Source organism: Pseudoalteromonas arabiensis, assembly GCF_001550155.1.
Lineage (GTDB): Bacteria > Pseudomonadota > Gammaproteobacteria > Enterobacterales > Alteromonadaceae > Pseudoalteromonas > Pseudoalteromonas arabiensis.
The window spans coordinates 513,329-532,270 of the sequence record NZ_LRUF01000024.1; the positions used below are offsets into that span (position 1 = coordinate 513,329).

An 18,942-nucleotide genomic window follows, 5' to 3' on the forward strand; every position below is an offset into this window, starting at 1 on the left:
GAAGTATAAGATGACATTTCTTCCAAAAGACAAATCAACCTATTTCCACTCAAAGCTAAACACTCTCTTATAAACCTTCCATAAATCTGTAAGCTAAGAATAGATCTACTTGTTTAATCAGCTTTTTATGTGCATGAAAATGCCAAGCTTACTCTGTGTTAATTACTGCGGTGCAGTATCAATAAGAAAAAGTTTCTTGGGTGATTAAAATGACGATATCATTAAAATTTTAAACGGCACTTTTCAAAGCATATGGCGAGAAAAAATATTCCGAACTATGTAACTCACCCAAGGTATGGCAGTGCTCCATTGGTTTCCAAAGATGAAGTGCCAGCATGCACAATAGACAGTGCACACTGGCATTACTCAAGCCTTAAATATTTTCCTGAAACGGCGATTTTTGCAGATACTTCTAAGCAGAATTTTGCTATTTACCCCCGCAAGATTTATGTAGATATCGAAGAAATGTGTGAAATATGTGGCAGGCCTTTTATCTTCTATGCACAAGAGCAGAAACATTGGTTTGAAGACTTAGGCTTTTGGATTGATGCACACTGCACTAGATGTGTTGAATGCAGAAAAAAAGATCAAGGCACTCGCTTTATGCACAAACGATATCAAGAACTTATCGTTTTAAAGGAGCGAACGAATCCACAGAGTAAAGAACTCAAGCAAATAGCAATAAAGCTTTATAAATTGGGGTATATACGAAATCCAAATAAGCTGAATATTGACATCGGAATCTAACGAGTTAAGTCACTAATTTGTCGTCTAGACCTAAGAGGTATGGAATTGAAAGTGGTGAGTTACCGCTAAACTCAATATTTTCAAATTAATAGAATTAGCTTTTTAAATTAGCATTAGGGGGGATAGTTATTATTTAGTGTGAATTGTACTATATTAACATTAAATGTAATGCAAATGGGAATTGTTCGTGATAGCATCTTTGTGCTATTTCAATAACAAGGGTTATTATGAATTTTTCTCTACTTCCTACAGCCACAGCGGTGAGCTTAGCGCTTCTGTCAAACAGTGCTTTTGCAGCAGAACAAACTAATAAAAAAGACACAGACCCCATAGAAAAAATTACTGTAAATGGTAAGTACATCGTTAACGAAAATATCGATACAGCGACAGGCCTTGGTTTATCTATTCGTGAGACTCCACAGTCTGTAACGGTCTTTACTGCTGAGCGTATTCGAGATCAAGATTTAGACACGATTATTGACGCAGTTGATAATACGGTTGGTTTGTCATCTTCAAAAATGGATAACGTACGTAACACCATGCAATCACGCGGGTTTAATGTGTCTAACTATCAAATTGATGGTGTGCCTTTATCATGGAGTTTGGCAGGGGATTCTGGTGAAACGTCAGCGGATGTTGCGATTTATGAACGAGTAGAGTTTGTACGAGGCGCCACGGGTTTATTAACAGGGGCGGGCGACCCATCTGCATCAATTAATCTTGTTCGCAAACGCGCGCGTAACACCGACCTAACTGGTTATGTTGATGCTTCAATAGGAAGTTGGAATAAAAAAGAGTTAACCCTTGATATCGCGAATGGCTTAAATGATAGCGGTACAGTGCGCGGTCGGGTGGTTGCAAAAGTGGTTGATAGTGAATCATATATCGACTTATACGAAGAGAATAAAAATATCTTCTACGGTGTATTAGAGACTGACCTAACACCTGATACTACCCTGCGTGTAGGGGCGAGTTACCAGAACAGTGATCCGCATGGTCCTGTGTGGGGCGCTTTACCTGCATACTATACAGACGGCACAGCAGCTGAGTGGGATGACTCTAAAACCACGGCCCTTGATTGGACTCGTTGGGAAACAACGCACAAAAACTATTTTGCAACCGTTGAGCATTTATTTTCAAATGGTTGGCAGTTAACAGCGAATTATAATCACTCAAAATATTATAAAGAAAGCCGCTTATTTTATGTTTCTGGTGCATTAGATAAAGAAACAGGGGCAGGCTTAACAGGGCAACGTTATTTTGCGTTTGGCTCAACAGAGCAAGACAGTGTCGATGTGCAGCTTAAAGGTCAATACACTTTGTTTGAACAGAGTCATGACTTTGTGGTTGGTGCGCTTTACTCTAAGCAAACTGGTGAAACAAGTACTCGCGATCCCGATCCTATCATTGGTGGTAGCGCATGGGATGCGGTTCCTATTGATAACTTTTTTGATTTCCAAGGGGATGATATTGCAGAACCTAATTGGACTGAAGAAGTGACACTACAAGATGATAACGACACAGTACAAAAAGGCTTTTACGCAGCTACCCGAGTTTCGTTAACTGATGCGTTTAAAGTGATTGCTGGTGGGCGTGTTTCGTCATGGGAGCGAGAGCGCTACTATTATGGCGATCAACAAGATTACGGCGATTCAGGGGTTTTTGTGCCTTACTTTGGCGCACTCTTTGATTTAAATGATCAGCATCGAATGTATGCCAGCTACACAGAAATTTTTCGTCCGCAAAATAGCTTAGATGCGAACGGGGAGTATTTAGACCCTGTTGATGGTAAAGCAAGTGAAATTGGCTTAAAGAGTGCTTATTTTGATGAGCGTTTGCAAACATCTTTGGCTATTTTTGATATTCAACAAGATAACTTAGCAGCAGAAGATCCCAACTTTTTGCCAACCGCTGAACAAATGTCAGCATATTATGGCGCTGAAGGAACACAAAGTCGCGGCTTTGAGTTTGAAGTGATGGGGGAGCCTGTAGATGGTTGGAATATCTCTGCCGGCTACTCACAGTTTAAAGCTGAGGATGCCGATAACAACAAGGTAAATACAGATTCACCACGTAAGCAATTTAAGTTATTTACGACCTACCAATTTGTAAAGCAATTACCAGCGCTTACAGTTGGTGGTGGTCTTAACTGGCAAAGCAAGTCGTATGCGCAAGGCACAACACGTAATGTTGAGCAAGATGCTTATACAATTGTAAACTTGATGGCACGTTATAATATTAATGAATCAATGGATTTACAGTTAAATGTTAATAATCTATTCGATAAGAAATACTATAACTACATGACAGCAGGCTACTATGACCTTTACCGCTATGGTGCGCCACGTAATGCATCACTGAGCTTTAGCTATAACTTTTAATTGATTACTCGGGATAGGCTCATATCGAGTTGCAACTAAAGGTGCATTTGCACCTTTAGTTTTATGATTATCAGGGCTTCTTCGCTATTCTAGCTTTAAACAGCGACGAGCTGTTTCATTTTATGACAACTCATTTCCTTCTTTAATCTTATTGATCTTAAATAATACCCTTTTAAATAAACTGGCTTACTCTGTTGCCAAATTAAGTAACGAGCTACTCGCTTGTTTGAGGGATTTTAGATAAATGATTACGTTAGATGAGCAGCGTTTAACATCGTTAAAACGTGGTTTTCATATACCACCTAAGCCTGAACTGCTCGATGAAATTGCAAGTGAAATGGAATTAGACGATGCTTGCTTAGATAGAATTGCCAGCATGATCTCTAAAGATATTAGCCTCTCTGCTTTATTATTAAAAACCATCAACAGCCCTTTTTTTGGCTTACAAAGAACGATCAGTGATATAAAACAAGCGGCTATGTTTTTGGGTTTAGAGCAACTAAATCGCTTAGTTACACTCGCATTACTCAAGAACAACTTTGTTGGTGATGCCTGCATCAGTTTAGAGCGATTCTGGGATGAGTCTGTTGAAGTGGCAAACGCTTGTGTCTGGCTTGGGCACAGTTACAAGTCGCTGATGCCAGTTGATGAGCTTTACTCGTTAGGTCTTTTCCACAATGTTGGCATTGCAGCAATGGCCCTAAAATACCGTGACTATATTGACGTATTACAACACGAAAATCATGCAAAAGAGCAAGTAATAACCGAACTTGAACAAGCTCGTTATCAGTGCGACCATGCTGTTATAGGTTATTTTATTGCCACATCGTGGCACTTACCTAAGCCGTTATGTAATGTTATTTTGAACCATCATAATAGTCATTTTTTACAGCTAAGTGATAATGACCACCAGCGAATGGCCTTTGCTATTTTAAAATGTGCAGAAAGTATGATTGACTATGCCAGACACAGGCAACATTCAAGCGAGTGGCTAAAAATTAAAGAGCAGTGCTTTATCGAGTTAGGAGTTATTGAACAGGAATACGCCGATCTTCTAGAAGATTACCTCGACAATTCAATGGCGAGTTAAAGTTAATAAAAACCTTCGATAAGCAATCGGGTGGTGTTAATTCACTGCTCGCTTTTTTACATCTAAAGAAAGCATGCATTACTATACTTTCAAGCCATAGCAAGGCATCATAACTTTTTTCTAAGGAGAGGCTATAATGCTTAAATCTTTGTTGTCACTGGTTTTATGTACCAGTTCTGCGATGGCTGCAACAAGTCTGCCGGATAATCGCCATATTGTTGTTAAAGGTGAGACTGTTGTGCGTACTGCCCCCGATAGGGCTGATATCATGTTAGAGTTTGAAGCTGTAAAAACCGAAAGCGTGCAGGCTAAGCAGCAAGTCGATGAGCAAGTAAATGAACTCCTTGCGGGCTTAAATAATTTCTCTATAGACGAAAAAAGTATCTCTGCGGGGCGAATTTTCGTAGAGCCGAACATGCGCTATGACGAAAACGATAGCCAAGTTAAAGATGGTTTTCGAGCCACGCGTAAGGTCAAAGTCAGCCTTAAAAAACTCTCCCTTTTGGACGGATTTTTAAATTTTGCGCTTAAAGTAGGCGTCAATCAAATCGAGCAAATTCAACTTTTATCAACCAAAGCCTCAGATTACGAGCAAGCCGCTCTTGATAAAGCAGTAGCGAATGCCAAACAGCAGGGAAGTAGCCTTGCTAGCGCATTCGAAGCGAAACTTGGTCGAGTGTATAGTATTCAATCGCAAGAGGTAAGTAGTCACTTCGGCTATGGTAGCAACACAAATATTGAACGAATTATGGTCGTGGGCTCACGTATTAATACAGTCCCAGAAGGTAAGTATTTACAAGAATCGATTACCTTCAGAGCAAGTGTCAATGTCGTGTTTGATTTGGTAGTAGAGTAATTGATGAGATTTTTAAAGCATGGCGTTTATCTATTTCTTTTGTTGATGGCATTCAGTAGTTTTGCCGCAACAAAGCACATAAATATCGTCAAACCTGTGGTTGCGGCGTTTAAGGCAGGTGATAAAGCCGCCATTGCTGGGCGAGTGCATTATCCACTGCAGCGTAAAGCGCCGCTGCAAGCAATTGAAAATGAGCAAATGTTTATAGAAAACTTTGAGCAAATTTTTGATAAAGAATTTATTGAACAAATAGCTAGCTCAAACATTCGCCATGACTGGGAAATGATGGGCTGGCGCGGCATTATGTTTGATTCAGGCAAATTGTGGTTAGACTTTGATGGCTCTATTTGGGCTGTGCCTTATGAATCAGAGGCTGAAAAAGCACGACGCGAAGCGCTGATTGATGAGCAAAAACAAGCGTTGCACAAAAGCCTTCGTGAATTTAGAAAACCGATATTAACGTGGCAAACAAAAAAGCATTTAATTCGTATCGATGAACTGGCTGATAATCAGTACCGTTATGCCGCATGGGAAATTGATCAATCTATGCAAGATGAGCCAAGCCTTGTGATCACAGGGGGCACATTGAGTTTTGATGGCAGTGGGGGCAATCATTTTTATACCTTTACTAATAACGGTTATCGTTATGTATGTCATGTAATAGTGCTGGGTACTGAACAGTCACCACCAGGGCTTTTAGAGGTATTTAAAAATAACGTACAGATATTATCTGAGCCTGTTTTAAGTTTGTAAGGTATTTTTCTTATTTTGAACTACACTTACTTTTTCAAAGGAGTCTCTTTTAAAGGAGTAAGTTATGGGCACAAAATTTTGGGTATTAAGAGCCACTAAAGTTTTTACGCTGGTGGCTATTTTATTATTTATGGTAGAAATCTTGAAAGGCCATGAGCCATCAAGCGCATTGGCTTTTGCGTTACTTTGGTCTTTTATTGTTACAGCAATTTTTATCGCAACCCGTTTATACCATTCATCAAAAGGGCGCCATTGTTCACTGTGTAACGACACCCCAGATGATAAAAAAGCAAGTTAGCTTAGGTTGTTAACAAATACGCCGCCCCATACCAATGTACAAATCGTTAGAGCAATCAGTACGGCTGCTGAGCCTAAGTCTTTAGCTAGGCCTGAGAGTGGATGAATTTCAAGGCCTATACGGTCTATTGTGGCTTCAATTGCTGTATTGACGACTTCAGCAAATATCACAAATAGCACAGAGACAAGCAGCATAACTTTCTCATAAAGACTAATTTGCCACACAAAAACCACGGCTATGGAAAGGGCCAACAGTATCAGCTCTTGCTTAAAAGCAGACTCATGTTTTGCTAACCACGAAAATGCACGTTGGGAATTTTTAAATGCTAGGCGAATACGTTTAATGCCGATGGGCTTGTTAGTGCTATCAAATTGCATAGTATGAAGTCTCTTTTACGTTAGCTTTGTGTTGAGCAAGTATTAAAGATATCTTGCTCTGGGTGGTATTCAGTGCTTTGTACATGGGTTAAGCCAAGTAGGGTGTCAAATATATTATCGTGAGAAAAAGCCTGATTACGCTGTTGTTCGATACATTGATTAAAACCGGTATCGGCCAGTTTGTTACTCCAAAACAGCATAGGCACTTGGGTTTGCTCTTTAGGCGCTAATGCGTATGGGAAGCCATGTAAGTACAAGCCTTTTTCACCTAATGATTCACCATGATCAGAGACATACAGCAGAGCTTTATCATCCGCCTGACTGTTTTGCAGTAAATTAATAAGTTTACTCAGCACTAAGTCGGTATAAGCAATGGTATTGTCATAGGTGTTTATCAGTTGCTCACTGCTACAATTTTGGATATCGCTCCGTGGGCAGTCAGGCAAAAACTTACTGTCTTTTTCTGGATAGCGGCGATAGTAGGTTGGCCCATGTGAACCAATCATATGTAGCACCACTAGTTGGTGCTTCGCATGACTCTTGGCAAGTTTGGCAGTTAACTCTGCAACCAGTACTTCATCAAAACAATAACGTCCGTCACAAAGTGGGTTTGTCTTTGTTGGTTCTATTGTCTGGGAGTTTACTCGCACGCAAACCCCTTTACAGCTGCTATTGTTATCAATCCACGTCACTTCGACACCACTTCGTTGAATAATATCTAGAGCATTTTCTTGGCTTTGCGCTATGCGCGAATCATAGTGATTGCGGTCCAAGCGCGAGAACATGCAAGGCACAGAAATGGCAGTCGCCGTGCCACATGAACTGACATCACTGAAATATTTAACGCCAAGCTTAGGGGTATATTGATTAGTCGGCTTGTTGTAACCTTGCAGCGAAAAGTTTGCTGCGCGAGCAGTTTCACCTACCACCATAATTGTCAGTGAACTTTGTTGTTGTGCTATTAAGTGCGGTGTTTTATCTAATACTTTAAATGGTAAAGGAGGATAAAAATAATTATCGCGCAGGTACTTATAGCCCGCAGTGTAAAATGCAAAAGGGGTAATATAGCTGGTTAGTTGACGATTATTACGTCCTACGGAGGCGTAATCTTTATAAAATGGGACGGCAATAACAGCTACAGCAATAAACGCTGTAACGTTAAGAAACGCAAAGCTTTTAAGGCGAACACGAAAGTTTCCGACAATATTAAAACGAGAAAATACGTAAGCAGGCAGTACACCAAGCACACTAATGAAGGCGACAACCTGTACATTGAGGTATGAAAATGCCTCCCCTGAATTTGTCTCTAAGATATTTTGCAGCATGCTTTTATCAAAGATAACACCGTAATTTAAGGTTGCATAAAACAACAATGATGAAACCACGATGCTTGTTAAAAGCACGGGTTTTACAAAGGTGATTAACGATAACCAACTTAATACCATTGCCGTCATTGCTAATAAGAAAAACGGTACGCTTGCTATAAATAACCAATCGACATGTTCAGGTTTGCTGGCTGCTTCAAGCATGTTAAATAAAAACAGGCCATTAAATGCAATAACCAAGTACAACGACACCAGCCAGACAAATTGGCTGTAGCTAACGTGCCATTTTTTAGCAAAGAGTTGTTTAATTTGCATGATCATAATCATTCCTCATCGCTACGATTTATTTGGTAAGCGATACAACTGTTCGGTATACGCTAAATTGCTAAATAAGACGTGCGCCAAGGCTTTTTTGGCAAGTTCAAGGTTGCTGCCAGCTTTATCAACGGCAACTTGGGTTTTACTTGCAGGGTCATAGCGCCAATAACTCACTTTTTGATTTGGCATGAGTATTACGGCTTCACCATTTTCTACGTAAGCAAAGTTGTCGTAGTACTGCATCATGGCGCGCTCAACGGGGTAGTGTTTCGTTAAATCATAACCAAGCATCGGGGTTGCTTGCTCAACACCTAATAACGACAACAAAGTAACTGGTAAATCAATTTGGCTGACTAAGCGAGTATCGCGCTTTGTATTTATATCGCTATTTAGGATTACAGCAGGGATGTGGAAAGATTTAAGCGGCACGGGTTCAGAGCCAAACACGCGCACATCATGATCTGCAACCACTAAAAAAACGGTGTCTTGCCAGTAATCTTGCGTTTTTGCCTTGGCGATGAATTTACCGAGTGCGTAGTCAGCATATTTAATTGCTAGATCGCGTTTGACGTTTTCTGGGTCGTGGTCTTCAGGTAGTGTTACTTTACCTTCTGGAATATCGAATGGGTCGTGGTTACTTGACGTAAACACCAAGCTGAAAAAAGGTTTGCCTGATTTATTTAACTCGCTCAGCTCGTTATCAGCTTGATTGAACAAGTCTTCGTCGCTTACTCCCCACGACGAAATAAACTCAGGGTTTTGCATGTCATTAATATCTACAATATCACTAAAGCCATTCCCTAAGAAAAAGCTTTTCATATTATCGAAATGACTTTCACCGCCGTAAATAAACTGGGTGGTATAGCCTGTACGGGCTAATACATCAGCCAGTGAGAAAAAGTTACGCTGAGATTTAGAAAGTTTGACCACCGAGCGAGAAGGAGACGGGGTAAACCCAGTTGTAACCGCTTCAATACCTCGAACAGAGCGCGTGCCCGTTGCGTATAAGTTATCAAAGCTCCAGCCTTGTTGATAAAGCTTATCAAGCTCAGGAGTCACACCAATGCCACCCAGTTCACCAACAAAGCGAGCACCTAAGCTTTCTTCTAAAATAATCACTAAATTCTTTTGTTTGCCTGTGTTAAAAGGTGTGTTGTTGGCTAGAGTAGGAATACGCTCAGTTAAAAACTGCGGCCTGTAGGCTGATTGCTTTACTGTTTGTAAAATCTCATTACGTGGCATGGTGCCGTATAAACTACTGGCATTTTTTTCATTGCCCATATTTTTAATAGCAAACGCAACACTGTAAGTTGAATTTAGGGCCAAGGAGTTAACCAGTGAGTCACTTGAAAAGTACACTAATGCAGGGTTTAAAGGGCGGTGGCTTACAGTGCCCCTTGCGCTAATTAAGCAAACGAATAAGGTGGTAACGAGTATCACCACTTGGCTAACCATTTTAACGTTTTGCTGTTTGCTAAATGCTGCATTGATATAGCGATATGCAATTACACAACTAAGCGTTGCAATAATTAAGGTGCTTATTATGGCAAGTAGGTGGCCATGTATTAACATAGAAAAGACTTCTTGAGGGTAATCAAGATATTCAACAAATAAGCGATTTGGTCGCACATCGTACTGAGTAATAAACGCGGGGGTCGAAGCCTCAACAACCACGATTAAAGTCACAACTACGCTGCTATAAAGAGTAAACGCACGGCGAAATAAATCAGTCTTACTGCGTAAAAATACATGAGCGAGTAACACTAAAACAGCCAAGGCTGACAAGTAGCCTAAGCTGCTCAAGTCGACTCTTAAGCCGCCAAATAAAACCGCAAGGCTGTCGCCATCAGCTAACCTTTGTTGTTGCCATACTAGCAAGCCCACTCTCGACAATATAAAAACTGACATAATGAGTAGCGTAAAACGAAATAGTGGCTTTAGAACGGATGTGATTGCTTGCATAGTTGTACTTATTTAATCGAAAAGTACCGCAATACTAGGAAGCAAAGCTTAAGAAATACTTATGGAAAACTTAATGTTTACTGGGTTAGCTAAAATTCAGCAAACCTTAAGTAAATCTTAAGTTTTACAGCGTAAGCTGCGCTTAGAATGTTTTATAAGAGAGAGCTATGAAGCTATTACTCATTGAAGATTCGGCGTCTTTGCGACGCAGTTTACGAATAGGTCTTGAAAACTTAGGTTTTACCATTGACGAAACAGGAGATGGTGCCGAAGGGCTCAGTATGGCTATGTCAGGAGAGTATGAATTGATTGTTCTTGACTTAATGCTGCCTAGTATTGATGGCATTACTTTACTGCAAACCATCAGAGCAAAGCAGCTTGATGTGCGAGTACTTATTTTATCGGCTAAACAAGAGCCAGAAGATAGAGTTAAAGGGCTGCTTACAGGCGCTGATGATTACTTAACAAAGCCTTTTTCGTTTGATGAATTACATGCACGGTTATTAAACTTAACGCGTCGTGGGCATTTGAAAGCAAAAAGTGATGTGATTTATATAAATAGTTTGGCGCTTAACTTGCAGCTTAAATTATTACAAGTGGGCGATACCGTCATCGACTTAACACCTAACGAGTATAAAATAGTCGAGTGCTTGTTTAGTAATCAAAATAAAGTCATCACTGCAGAAAAACTGAGTAGTTATATTGCAGGTCAATACGATTTAGTATCAAAGAATTCAATCGAAGCACATTTATCATCTGCCCGTAAAAAAGTAAGAGCGGCTGGTGGAGAACTTCCCATTCAAACTAAACGTGGTTTTGGTTACATAGTACAAGGTAAGTGATGAAATCAATTCGAAGTAAGCTGGTTGTCACTTTATCAATTGCTATTACTGGGCTTGTTTTAAGTATTTTATTAGCCACCGATATTGCGGTTGATAGTTGGATTGATAACGAATTTAATCGCGGCCTGCAGTCAAAAGCAGGGATGTTAATGACCTTGGTACATGAAGATGAGCAAGGACTGGCATTTAACTTCTCAAGTGAATTTATGCCAGAGTTTGATGGTAAGGTTGAACCGGAATATTTTCAAATCTGGACAGAAGCAGGCGTATTTACACGCTCTAAAAGCCTTAATCTATTTAAAGTAAAGACCCTTACATTACAGAGTTTAGATGTTGGCGAATCGAAAATTATTGCTGCTAAACTGCCCGATGGCCGTGACGGTAGAATCATTTATACTCGCTTTTTTCCTCAGGCTGAATTGCATGTAAGAGCCGGTAACTACGAAAGTAATAAGTCTGCTGTGCAAATGCCTCTTACCCTAGCGTACGCAGCCTCATCAGAGGAAGTGGATTTTATTCTTTGGCTCATTGATATTATTTTTGTTGTCACGACCGTCACCGTCATTGTATTTATTCGACTTTTTGTCCGTAAGTCAGTTGATTCATCGCTTGCGCCATTAAATCAACTCAATAAAGATATTAGCCTACTCAGCATTGCCGATAAAAGTGCTCAAATTGTAATTAAAGAGCCTGTAAAAGAGTTGCAGCCTATTGTTGAGAGTCTTAATGCGTTCATACAAGAAAACAGGCAGCTTTATTTTCGTGAGAAACGGTTAACGTCAGATATTGCCCATGAACTTAAAACACCCATAGCAGAGTTAATTAATATGGCAGAAGTGGCCATTCGTTTTCCCAAAGAACAACAACTCAATGAAGACTTTAAGCCGGAAGTGCTAAACATTGGCCAGCGTCTAAAAAGCATTGTTTCTAACTTGTTGCTACTGCATAAATACAGTGATCAGGTTTTGCCAAAAAATGAGGCGTGTGATTTAAATCAGGTGACTATGCGAGTGTTGGAAAACGGTGATAAATCGAGACTCGAATTTGAACTCGATAAAACCCTGCCGGCTCTAGTCAGTAATATATTTGCCCTTGAGTCTATTATTACCAACTTGGTGAATAATGCTAAGCAATATAGCCCTGAAGGCACGCATGTGTTGATTAAAACTAAAAGAAAAGGGCGTTTAATCATTTTAACTGTTAGAAATACGCTTGCAACGGCTTTAAGTAAAGAAGAAATGAGCCAGTTATTTCACCCTCTTTGGCAAAAAGACACCGCGCGAACGTCAAATGATAACTTTGGACTGGGGTTATCGATAGCAAATGCATTAACGAAAGCTATTGATGCAGAACTATTGGTTGAGCAAAGTGAGCAAACAATTACCTTTAGTTTGATATTAAAGTGAAATTTTGCAGCCTTCGTGTTTATGTGCAACACTGATTATGAACAACAATAAGGAATAAAAACTATGGGTAAAATAATTGGCATTGCACTTATCGTCATTGGTGTTGCACTTGCTGTGTGGGGATATAACGTATATGACTCTGCCAGTGCGCAAGTAAGTCGTACGCTAAGTGGTGATACACCGATTGAAGCGTGGTTAGGTATGGTAGGTGGTGCAATCTGTGCGGTTGTAGGCATATTAAAAGTTAAGTAATCAAACATTGAAATTAGCAAGCTAATACCTGATACTGTATGTATATACAGTTTTGGTGTTAGCTATGCAGAAACAATTACCAGCAAAATACTATTTAAGTCACTTTTTTGAACTTGCAGAGTTTATCCAAACTCAGTGTACATGCCTGTTAACGGCTAAGCAGCAGTTATTTCTATCAAGGTTAATTCAACTTGATGAGCAAAGCTTGTGTACCTTATTGCGCATTTACTCGCGTAAGCCTAGGCTTGTAGCAATATCTTCACTTAATTATGAAGAGATCCCCAATCTCCATGGTGCTATTTTTAAGCTTAAGCAACAAGCGCTGGTGGCACACCCCACAGGTGAAGATTTAGATTTAGTACTTGAACATTTAACTAAGCCGGAGTTGGTGACCCTTTTAGCGAATGATGAGCTAATGTCATCTACTGTTGTTTTTAAAAAGTCAGCAAGCAAAGGGGCATTAATTCAACTATGCAAAGATCACATCGATCGTACGAGTAACCAGTTAGAAACGCTTTTTAGTCAATTTGTGGTGAATAGCCGAAGCCAGTATTACGAGTACTTTGAGTTTTTATATAGTGGTCGCTTGAGTGGTGGTGATATAAACCACCAAAATCGCTTTGTGATGCGTGATTTAGGAATAGCCAAAGTACGTGGTGATGTCAGCGGAGCGCTGTCGCGTTTTCAAACCTTGGCTGAAGCACAAACACATTATCAATTAAACCAATTGCGCATGCAGTTTAAGCAAAGCGAGTCAGCAGCGCAGTATCAAAACTTAGCAAAGGCACTTTTAGCCATTAGCTGTGAGGATGAATTAGCCCAGAGTATCAAAAACAAATTACTTATTCGCTTACATAAGCAGCTGAAGGAGCATGACTTAGCGTTTGCATGTGAGTTACTCGAACACTGTGAAGGCAGCAGTGAAGCGCAAGAGCTAGCAATTCGCCAGCGCTATAAAGAGGGGGATAAAGAGTGGGTTGAGCAAAAGCTTGAGCAAATAATTCATGATCCACTTGATGATGGCATTTTGTATTTTGCTGAGGATTTCTTACAACGCAAATACAATAAACAACAACGCTCGCGTCTAACGCAAATGCTTGTTGATACAGAGCATCAATTAAACATTGATGACATTTATCGTGGTGACGTAGAGCAAGGAGTGAGCGAGCATTACCAGCAACAGGAATGCACTGTCTTTTTTAGTGAAAATAACCTTTGGTTGAGCTTATTTACACTGACATTTTGGCAAGAGCTTTTTATTGATACGCCACACCCACCATGCAACGAATTTGATATTTATCCCAAAGTTCTTCTTGCTGATAACTTTTACGACTCACAGCAAAAACAAATAGAACAAAAGTTAGCATTTTTAACATCAAGTGATGCTTGGTTTAAGCATGTGTGTAAAGCGGCAGGGCAGTTTTACGATACACCGACAGGTTTATTTCAATGGCACAGTGATATTTTAGAACCGTTAAAGTTGCTTATAAAATACAGCGAGTTACAAAGTTTAAAGTCACATGTTTTGCAAATGACAAAAACATTTAAGCAGCTAAAAGATGGTTACCCAGATTTAATGGTGCTCAAAGAGGGCGAGCTCACCTTTGAAGAAGTAAAAGCCCCAGGCGACAAACTCAGACGCAACCAACTTGTCAGTATTGATGTGTTAAAACAGCATGGCTTTACTGTGAATATTGTTGCGGTAAATTGGTTTAATGATCCGAATCGCATTTACAGCGTGGTTGATATAGAAACCACAGGTGGCTTACAAGGTAATAACAAAATTACGGAAATAGCCGTTGTGCAAGTGCAAGCCGGCGAGGTGATAAATCAATGGGCAAGCTTAATTAACCCTGAGCGCAGCATTCCACCGTTTATTACTAAACTTACCGGTATCAATGCTGCCATGGTTCGTGATGCCCCACGCTTTGAGGAGATAGCTGCTACACTGCGCTCACTATTAAAAGGCAGTGTGTTTGTTGCTCACAATGTGAATTTTGACTATGGCTTTATTCGTAAAGAATACGCTGCACTTGGGCAAGGCTTTAAAATGCCCAAGCTATGTACTGTTGTTGAATCACGAAGAGCATTTCCAAAGCTCAAGTCTTATTCGCTCGGTAACTTAGCGGCTCATTTTGAACTGAATTTAACTAACCACCATAGAGCATTAGCTGATGCAACTGCCACAGCCGAGCTGTTAAATTTGATTCAACAAACACAATCAAAAAAGGCGAGTTAAACTCGCCTTTCAAACTTAATCTGTCCCCATCCAAAATAAGGTTATTCGTATTCGATAGGGTCGGTAACGTTATTTAATGCAAAAGCTTCTAAACGCTCTTGGCAGGCACCACATTTGCCACAAGCTTTGTCACGGCCGTTATAACATGTCCACGTTTGGCTATAATCAAGACCCATTTTTAAACCGTCTGTCAAAATATCGATTTTGGTATTATTTAAATACGGGCTGAAAATTTCCACAGCGTCATAGTTGGCAATACGGCAAACATCATCCATTTTTTGTACGAACTCTGGACGACAGTCAGGGTAAATTGCATGGTCACCTGAATGCGCGCCGTAATAGACTTTGCTTGCTTTTAAAGACACCGCATAACCCACTGCAAGTGAAAGTAAGATCATATTACGGTTAGGCACAATTGTGCTTTTCATGCTTTCTTCTTCGTAGTGACCTTCTGGTACTTCGATATCATCAGTTAAAGATGAGCCACCAATTAACTGGTTAATAGCTGAAATATCAACAATCTTGTGAGAAACACCTAAATTTTCACACACTTGAGCAGCTACTTTAAGCTCTTTAACATGACGCTGGCCGTAGTCGAACGACAGGGCATATACTTCATGGCCTTGTTGCAGGGCTTTATTTAATACGGTAAATGAGTCCATACCGCCGGAATAAATCACAACTACTTTTTGCGTCATATCTGTTTTGCTCTTACTTTTGATAGAGGTTTACTTCAGGGCGCGATATACTACACGGCTCGGGCCTAAATAACAATTTTTGCGCGTGTTTTTGGTTTTTTGATGGTATATATTTTATACCGTTGCGTCGTAAGTGAGATGTCTTTTGTACAAAATTAACGAAGTGTTTGAAACAATTCAAGGTGAAGCAAGTTTTACAGGCACACCTTCAATCTTTTTACGTTTACAAGGCTGCCCAGTGGGTTGTGCTTGGTGTGATACAAAGCAAACATGGGATGTTGATAATGTATATAAAGTGTCCTTAGATGACACGGTTGAGAAAAAAGCCGACTCAGATCATTGGGCAGAAGCAACGGCTGAGCAAGTTTTCGCATTATTTAAAGAGCGTGGTTATAACGCAAAACATGTGGTGATCACAGGTGGTGAGCCTTGCATGTACGACTTAAACCCAGTGTGTGAATTATTACACGCAAATGGCTATTCGACTCAAATTGAAACCAGCGGTACATTTGAAGTGCTAGCACCCGAGCAAACATGGGTTACTGTATCACCAAAAATTAATATGCGCGGCGGTTACACAGTACTGCGCAGCGCCATGCAACGTGCAGACGAAATTAAACACCCAGTTGCGATGCAAAAGCACGTTGAAGAACTTGAAGACTTATTCTTGAAAACAGGTGTGAACCCACGTTTAGTGTACCTGCAACCAATTAGCCAAAAAACCTCAGCGACCAAACTGGCTATTGAGACCTGTATCGCTAAAAACTGGCGCCTGTCAGTGCAAGTGCACAAGTATTTGGGAATTAGTTAGTTTATTACTCTGTAGAACAAAAAAGCGTTGCCCATTGGCAACGCTTTTATATTTCATACTCAGTTCAATTATTAGTTCTGAGCTAAATAATCAAGCACGACTTGATGATGGTCTTTAGTTTTAAACTTATCAAATACGTGTTTGATTTTACCGTCTTGGCCTACAAGGAAGCTAATTCGGTGAATACCCTCATACTCTTTACCCATAAACTTCTTGTAACCCCAAATACCAAATGCATCAGCAATTGCGTGATCTTCGTCGGCTAATAAATCAAAGTTAAGCTCTTTTTTGGTTTCAAAGTTCTTTAAACGTTTAATAGGGTCGGGGCTAATACCAACAACACGTGTATTGAATTTAGCAAGCTCAGCTTTTTCATCACGTAAGTTTTCAGCTTGTACTGTACATCCTGGGGTTGATGCTTTTGGGTAAAAGTAAACAAGCACTTGCTGCTCTTTTAATAGCTCAGCGAGTACGACTGTTTCATCGTTTTGGTTTTGTAAACTAAAAGCTGGGGCTGTATCACCTGCTTGAAGAGGATTAATTTTGTTCATGCTTAGCTCCTTAGCGAATGCGTCTGAAAATATAGTCTACGTTCAAACTACGAGAAAGATCTTCAAAACTAACTTTAAATTTATCAATATCAACTTCTACTGGAATATTAAACTCTAGCTCACAACGCATTTTCACATCTTCATCTTCATCAAATGTATCTGATTTTAATGAGCAAATACTGATATTGTTATCAGCAAAAAAGCGTGTCACTTTACTGAGTGTTCCTGGTGTGTCGATACCTGTGTATTCGAGTGTATAACCTGCACAAAACTCGCTTGCAACATGGCTTGCTGTGCGCTTCATCATGGTTAATAAGCCTAGCTCCATCCCTTTAGTTGGCAGTGTATGTTCAATTCGGCTAATGGCTGACATGTCACCAGCTAATAACATGATGAAGGTAAATTCGTTGCCTAAAATAGCAATTCGACTGTCGATTATATTGCAATGACAATCACTCACTAATTGAGTTAGTTCGCTAACGATACCGGGTCTATCTTCACCGATCGCAGTGAGCACTATCTGATGATTCGTAAAAGCAGTCATGGAATTTTAAGTACCTAGTAATTAATAAATACCAACGGATATAAGCCAGAATAAGCTTTGATCTCACGTGAGTTTAATACCGCACGGCGGCGAAGTTTAACATAATTAACCTAATAGAGGATAGCGGTGATTAATTAAGCCATTAATAAAGTGCGCTCTTTCTTGTTTTTAGGGGCATCTGAAAGTACCATAGTTAAAATTTTGCAAGGCGATAAGCAAACATAGTGGTTACGCGCTAACCCATATTATTAGGGTTTTTTGCATAAAAACAAAAAATGTAAAGTCAAAAGTGATTTTACAGTGAACCAAATCGGCATTACCCACTCATACATTTGTTAAAAAAATTAAGGGTTTGCTAAGGAGAAATATCTGTGCAGTATTGGATCTCAAAGGCGCTTGCAGTAAGCGTAATGGTTAGTTTAACAGGGTGCGGTGTTTTTACCGACGAGGCACATCACAAACGTAATTATCGTGCTAACGAACCGGTTAAAGCGCCTGAAGGACTTGCGCAGCCAGCTCAAGATCTGACTTATAAAATGGATGTTGCTCAATATGACAACGATCCTGAAGCAAAAAATTATCGTCCACCCGCACAAGTTATCACTATTGCTCAAGGTAGCTGGGTAGAAGAAGGTGATAAAGATGCACGCGTTTACTTTGATAAAAACGATGGCATTGTTGATTTAGACGAGTTTATTTGGGACTCAATTAACGCTGTATTACATGAAGAAAATGCCAGCGCAACAAAGGAAGATAAGTTGCTTGGCAAGATAGAAACGGATTGGTATAGCATTATAAAACCAGAAGATGTTTGGTTTTGGGAAGACGAAGCGGATGTTTCACAGCAGCGATTCTTGTTTACAATTGAAGAAAAGTCTCACCAGCGCACAGCATCATTAAGCAGCAAATTGATTGATTTTAAAAGTGATTCGCAAGAACTGACACCACTTTTAAAGCAACAGCTTGAAGTGCGAGCACTTAATCAAGTGATTGCTGAGTTTGATTACCGTTATCGCCAGCTTGAAGTCGAAATGCGTAAGCAACAAGGTATTATTTCTCTTGAGATGGGTTTTGATAACAAAGGCAATGCTGCATTAGTGACTGAACAAGATTACTTTGTGGTGTTCGACCGTTTTTCTGGCTTCTTAGAGCGTTTATCTTTCACTATAGTTGAAATTGACCAAGAAAGAGGTTTGATTACGGCTGATTATAAGAAGCCTGAGTCAAGCGTTTGGGATTCAATTTGGGGTGAAGAATTAGCAGAGCTACCAATCGAGGATGGCCAATACCAAATACTTGTAAGCCGCACAAATGAAGGTGGTACGAGTTTGACATGGATGGACTCTGAAGGGACTACATTAGAGCCAGGTACAATGAATGACCTACAACAAGCACTAGAAAATGCGCTGCGCCAGCGCGGTATCAATATTTAATAATTATAAAAGTTAAAACCACCACAGAAAGAGCCTTACCGCTCTTTTTGTGGTTTTTA

18 protein-coding genes are annotated in these 18,942 nt (G+C 40.0%); 12 read left to right on the forward strand and 6 right to left on the reverse strand.

What is annotated here, in order from left to right; all coding sequences use genetic code 11:
* The first annotated feature begins 252 nt into the window (after nt 1–252).
* The 6 genes from PAARA_RS15555 (at nt 253) to PAARA_RS15580 (ending at nt 6,125) form a co-directional block, all read left to right on the forward strand.
* Complete coding sequence (locus tag PAARA_RS15555) at nt 253–747, forward strand: zinc-ribbon domain-containing protein (protein WP_062569911.1); 495 nt, start codon at nt 253–255, stop codon at nt 745–747.
* A gap of 227 nt (nt 748–974) precedes the next feature.
* Nucleotides 975–3,128, forward strand: a complete 2,154-nt coding sequence (locus PAARA_RS15560; protein WP_062569912.1) for a TonB-dependent siderophore receptor — start codon at nt 975–977, stop codon at nt 3,126–3,128.
* Between the two features lie 244 nt (nt 3,129–3,372).
* Entirely contained in the window at nt 3,373–4,218 is an 846-nt protein-coding gene (locus tag PAARA_RS15565) for an HDOD domain-containing protein (RefSeq protein WP_062569913.1), read from the forward strand.
* Between the two features lie 136 nt (nt 4,219–4,354).
* On the forward strand, nt 4,355–5,074 hold the full coding sequence (locus PAARA_RS15570) for an SIMPL domain-containing protein (protein ID WP_062569914.1): 720 nt from the start codon (nt 4,355–4,357) through the stop codon (nt 5,072–5,074).
* Between the two features lie 3 nt (nt 5,075–5,077).
* On the forward strand, nt 5,078–5,827 hold the full coding sequence (locus tag PAARA_RS15575; protein ID WP_157066217.1) for a hypothetical protein: 750 nt from the start codon (nt 5,078–5,080) through the stop codon (nt 5,825–5,827).
* Between the two features lie 64 nt (nt 5,828–5,891).
* Nucleotides 5,892–6,125 carry a hypothetical protein gene (locus PAARA_RS15580; RefSeq protein WP_062569916.1) on the forward strand — a complete coding sequence of 78 codons (234 nt, stop codon included), beginning with the start codon at nt 5,892–5,894 and terminating at the stop codon, nt 6,123–6,125.
* On the opposite strand, the gene PAARA_RS15585 is transcribed toward PAARA_RS15580, so the two are convergent.
* The 3 genes from PAARA_RS15585 to PAARA_RS15595 are packed head-to-tail and all read right to left on the reverse strand — an operon-like array spanning nt 6,122 to nt 10,107.
* A complete protein-coding gene (locus PAARA_RS15585) occupies nt 6,122–6,502 on the reverse strand; it encodes a diacylglycerol kinase (RefSeq protein ID WP_062569917.1) in 381 nt (126 codons plus the stop codon). The two genes, PAARA_RS15580 and PAARA_RS15585, sit on opposite strands and share 4 nt — an antisense overlap.
* Nucleotides 6,503–6,522: 20 nt before the next feature.
* Nucleotides 6,523–8,148: a phosphoethanolamine transferase gene (locus PAARA_RS15590; protein WP_245219974.1), complete on the reverse strand. Its 1,626-nt coding sequence runs from the start codon at nt 8,146–8,148 to the stop codon at nt 6,523–6,525.
* Between the two features lie 15 nt (nt 8,149–8,163).
* Nucleotides 8,164–10,107: an LTA synthase family protein gene (locus PAARA_RS15595; protein ID WP_062569918.1), complete on the reverse strand. Its 1,944-nt coding sequence runs from the start codon at nt 10,105–10,107 to the stop codon at nt 8,164–8,166.
* A gap of 167 nt (nt 10,108–10,274) precedes the next feature.
* On the opposite strand from PAARA_RS15595, the gene PAARA_RS15600 reads away from it, so the two are divergent.
* The 4 genes from PAARA_RS15600 to PAARA_RS15615 all read left to right on the forward strand — a co-directional run bounded on the left by PAARA_RS15600 (nt 10,275) and on the right by PAARA_RS15615 (nt 14,846).
* The gene (locus PAARA_RS15600) at nt 10,275–10,949 is read left to right on the forward strand and encodes a response regulator transcription factor (RefSeq protein WP_062569919.1); all 675 of its coding nucleotides are present in this window, start codon (nt 10,275–10,277) and stop codon (nt 10,947–10,949) included.
* Entirely contained in the window at nt 10,949–12,355 is a 1,407-nt protein-coding gene (locus PAARA_RS15605) for a sensor histidine kinase (protein WP_062569920.1), read from the forward strand. The genes PAARA_RS15600 and PAARA_RS15605 overlap by 1 nt, the downstream gene beginning before the upstream one ends.
* A gap of 63 nt (nt 12,356–12,418) precedes the next feature.
* Nucleotides 12,419–12,607: a DUF3185 family protein gene (locus PAARA_RS15610; protein WP_062569921.1), complete on the forward strand. Its 189-nt coding sequence runs from the start codon at nt 12,419–12,421 to the stop codon at nt 12,605–12,607.
* A 64-nt stretch (nt 12,608–12,671) separates the two neighbouring features.
* Complete coding sequence (locus PAARA_RS15615) at nt 12,672–14,846, forward strand: exonuclease domain-containing protein (RefSeq protein ID WP_062569922.1); 2,175 nt, start codon at nt 12,672–12,674, stop codon at nt 14,844–14,846.
* 41 nt (nt 14,847–14,887) lie between these two features.
* Here PAARA_RS15615 and queC read toward each other — a convergent pair whose 3' ends face one another.
* A complete protein-coding gene (queC, locus tag PAARA_RS15620) occupies nt 14,888–15,568 on the reverse strand; it encodes a 7-cyano-7-deazaguanine synthase QueC (RefSeq protein WP_228074481.1) in 681 nt (226 codons plus the stop codon).
* Nucleotides 15,569–15,689: 121 nt separating this feature from the next.
* Between queC and queE the strand changes: the two genes are divergently transcribed.
* Nucleotides 15,690–16,355 (forward strand): 7-carboxy-7-deazaguanine synthase QueE, encoded by a 666-nt coding sequence (gene queE / locus PAARA_RS15625; RefSeq protein WP_062569923.1) that lies wholly within the window; start codon nt 15,690–15,692, stop codon nt 16,353–16,355.
* A gap of 71 nt (nt 16,356–16,426) precedes the next feature.
* Here the strand turns inward: queE and bcp are convergent, their stop codons facing one another.
* Both bcp and PAARA_RS15635 read right to left on the reverse strand, forming a co-directional pair.
* Nucleotides 16,427–16,906, reverse strand: a complete 480-nt coding sequence (gene bcp / locus PAARA_RS15630) for a thioredoxin-dependent thiol peroxidase (protein ID WP_062569924.1) — start codon at nt 16,904–16,906, stop codon at nt 16,427–16,429.
* Nucleotides 16,907–16,916: 10 nt separating this feature from the next.
* Nucleotides 16,917–17,450, reverse strand: a complete 534-nt coding sequence (locus PAARA_RS15635; protein ID WP_062569925.1) for a glycine cleavage system transcriptional repressor — start codon at nt 17,448–17,450, stop codon at nt 16,917–16,919.
* 371 nt (nt 17,451–17,821) lie between these two features.
* Here PAARA_RS15635 and bamC point away from each other — a divergent pair, with 371 nt between their 5' ends.
* Nucleotides 17,822–18,883: an outer membrane protein assembly factor BamC gene (bamC, locus tag PAARA_RS15640; RefSeq protein WP_062569926.1), complete on the forward strand. Its 1,062-nt coding sequence runs from the start codon at nt 17,822–17,824 to the stop codon at nt 18,881–18,883.
* Nucleotides 18,884–18,942: the final 59 nt, after the last annotated feature.